The organism is Mesorhizobium sp. P3_A9 (assembly GCF_056402975.1).
In genome coordinates, this window is record NZ_JBFUGJ010000586.1 from 1 (window position 1) to 2,206 (window position 2,206).

General features: G+C 59.6%; 4 protein-coding genes. 1 reads left to right on the plus strand and 3 read right to left on the minus strand.

Annotation, left to right across the window (positions count from 1 at the left end):
- Positions 1-208 (minus strand): DUF1236 domain-containing protein (locus AC1DX0_RS34885; RefSeq protein WP_477358950.1); only part of this gene is annotated, 208 nt, incomplete at its 3' end.
- Between the two features lie 836 nt (positions 209-1,044).
- Here AC1DX0_RS34885 and AC1DX0_RS34890 point away from each other — a divergent pair.
- The gene (locus AC1DX0_RS34890) at positions 1,045-1,266 is read left to right on the plus strand and encodes a hypothetical protein (RefSeq protein WP_477223965.1); all 222 of its coding nucleotides are present in this window, start codon (positions 1,045-1,047) and stop codon (positions 1,264-1,266) included.
- Between the two features lie 225 nt (positions 1,267-1,491).
- Here the strand turns inward: AC1DX0_RS34890 and AC1DX0_RS34895 are convergent, their stop codons facing one another.
- Entirely contained in the window at positions 1,492-1,920 is a 429-nt protein-coding gene (locus tag AC1DX0_RS34895) for a hypothetical protein (RefSeq protein ID WP_477223966.1), read from the minus strand.
- A 23-nt stretch (positions 1,921-1,943) separates the two neighbouring features.
- Positions 1,944-2,206: hypothetical protein (locus tag AC1DX0_RS34900; protein ID WP_477358953.1), on the minus strand; the 263-nt coding region annotated here is incomplete at its 5' end.

Genomic DNA, 2,206 nt, shown 5'->3' on the forward strand with positions numbered 1-2,206 from the left:
CCTCGTGGAGTTCGACCGTGTCCGGCAGAGCCGTACCGATGTTCAGCTCGACGCCGGGTATCTTTACGGAAGCCAGCGGCTGCTTTTTCACGTACTCGCGCACGACGGTGTCCTGCTCCGGCGTGATGACAACGTCCTGTGCCGCAGCTGCGCCGACGCCAGCCAAAAGCAACAGCGCCGCTGCGGCGCCGGTAAGGTGCATCTTCATGGTTTTTCTCCTCTTGTGATCAGGCGACAGCACCATCGTCTGTGCGCCAGCCACTCGAACTTCACGGCATGTCAAACGTTCCTCAGACGGACTTCGGTCCCAACAAGACCAAGACCAAAGTCCGGCCACGGAACGCAATGGTCTTACCTCTTGAGACTAGGCGGAACAGCCTAAGTCCGGCGTAGTTGCTGGTCCAAATTCGGAGAAAGCACATGGATAAAAGTGTTGGCCAAGCACGCTGGTTGCTCGCACCGGTTTTCGCGGCAGCCGTCACCTTTCTGGTGATGGGCATAGTCCTCGGCTGACATGTGATGGATCGGCACAGCTATGTCCCTTCCTGTGCTGATAGGACCCGCCAAGCCGCTTCCGCGGCTGGCGGGTCCTCTATTTTCACAGTGGGATGGCTTTAGCTCATGCAACCTTGGAGGTTTACTATGGATCGGCGAACTTTCCTGACTGCGGTGTTTGGCATTGCCGGAGCAGCTGCGCTTGCAAGCGCTGTCCGCCCAATCAACGCAATGGCCGGTGTTCCAAGCGCGGGACCCGGCATCCTTGATGAACTCGAAACGCCACAAAGACAGGATCTCGATGAACGAGGCCAGGCGGAAGTCGAGCAGGTTTCCCACCGGGACTGGCACTACGGCCCCCGCCGTCGCCGGCGGGGTTGGAGACGGGTTTGCCGTAGTTACTGGCGACATGGTCGCCGTCGCGTCCGGTGCTATCGCAGACGTGGTCCTTCGGTCATCTTGCGATTCTAGTTAGTTACCGCTGCACGTGGCCCGTTCCGGCTCGAGCGCCGAGAACGGGCCGATATCTTAATTGATGAGCAGAAGAAAATGACATTGGCCCAGAGATCGAATGAGAGTTGCAATGCGGACACTCCTGCAAATGACAACGTCGGAGCTCATATGACGTTGGACGCTGCCTCGAATGACGAGGAGAACATTGCCGCCCTCGTCACGCGGACCGAGCGCAGGGCTATTTTGGTGCTTCTGGGAATGGGCGGATGGTTGATGCTCGTCCCCGCCATTTATGTTGTGCTGACCCACGGGATATGAGCGGAACAATCTCCTGTTTCGCGAAGTCGCCAAGCGCGGAGGGCATCTCGCCTTGCGGTCAGCCGCTTTTGCACGAAAATTGATGGCCATGAACGAAAAGCAGACCCCCGAGAAATTGGTGCCCGAGCCGTCTCCACGGTGGCAGAACAATAAGGGCGTGCTGCTCGCGGCCGCCGTTCTAGTTTTGGCCTTTTGCGCTCTGGTCGGAATATGGTTTTCTAGACCCTAGACACCCTTCGCCTGGGCATAAGGCGACGGCTTCGGGGGCGTGACGGCCAGGTATGTCGTGAACTCGCGCTCAAGCGCTGCCACCGCTGCCTCTTTGGTGTCCTCCCTGCCTCGCTGACCGCCATGGACCCGCCAGCGCTTGTCGTTCGTGCTGATCGCCCAGAACCATTTGTCCTTGCTGGGCCCGTGCTGCTCGCCAAGCACCCGGCCGACGCCGGAGCCGAGGAACGCCGGCTCGAAATCTTGGGGACCAACGGTCTGGCCTCCAATCACAGTTCGAGCCCAATCGAGCCAGAGCCGCGCGCCACGATCCCGGACAAACCGAGCTGCGTCGACGATGGTGGGGAAAGACCCGATCACCTCGCCGTCTGCTAGGACCTCGTAGCCCGCCGCGGCGTCGCGGACCTTCAATCTATCAGCCGGCATGCGATCATCCTTAGTATGGCCTGTCAGTCGACTAAGCCCGCATCCTGGTATCGAAGCGCCTTATCGATCGCCTCAGAGGCGGTGCCTGTATCGTCTTCGATTTCCGCTCTGCTAAAGCCCAGCGTCCTCGCGTCGGCAAAGAGCATCTCCGTCAGCTCGGCGACGGAGACATCGGTGCCGTGGATGTTGTTTGAAATCCATTTGAAGAGGAAATTCGTCCCGCGTGTGCTCATCAGGCCAAGCTCGGTCAGACGTCGAAAAGATCGTCGGGACCGTGGCCCTTCAC

Coding starts and splice junctions, on each gene's coding strand:
- AC1DX0_RS34890 (WP_477223965.1), top strand. CDS start 1,045: ATGACATTGGCCCAGAGATCGAATGAGAGTTGCAATGCGGACACTCCT.
- AC1DX0_RS34895 (WP_477223966.1), bottom strand. CDS start 1,920: ATGCCGGCTGATAGATTGAAGGTCCGCGACGCCGCGGCGGGCTACGAG.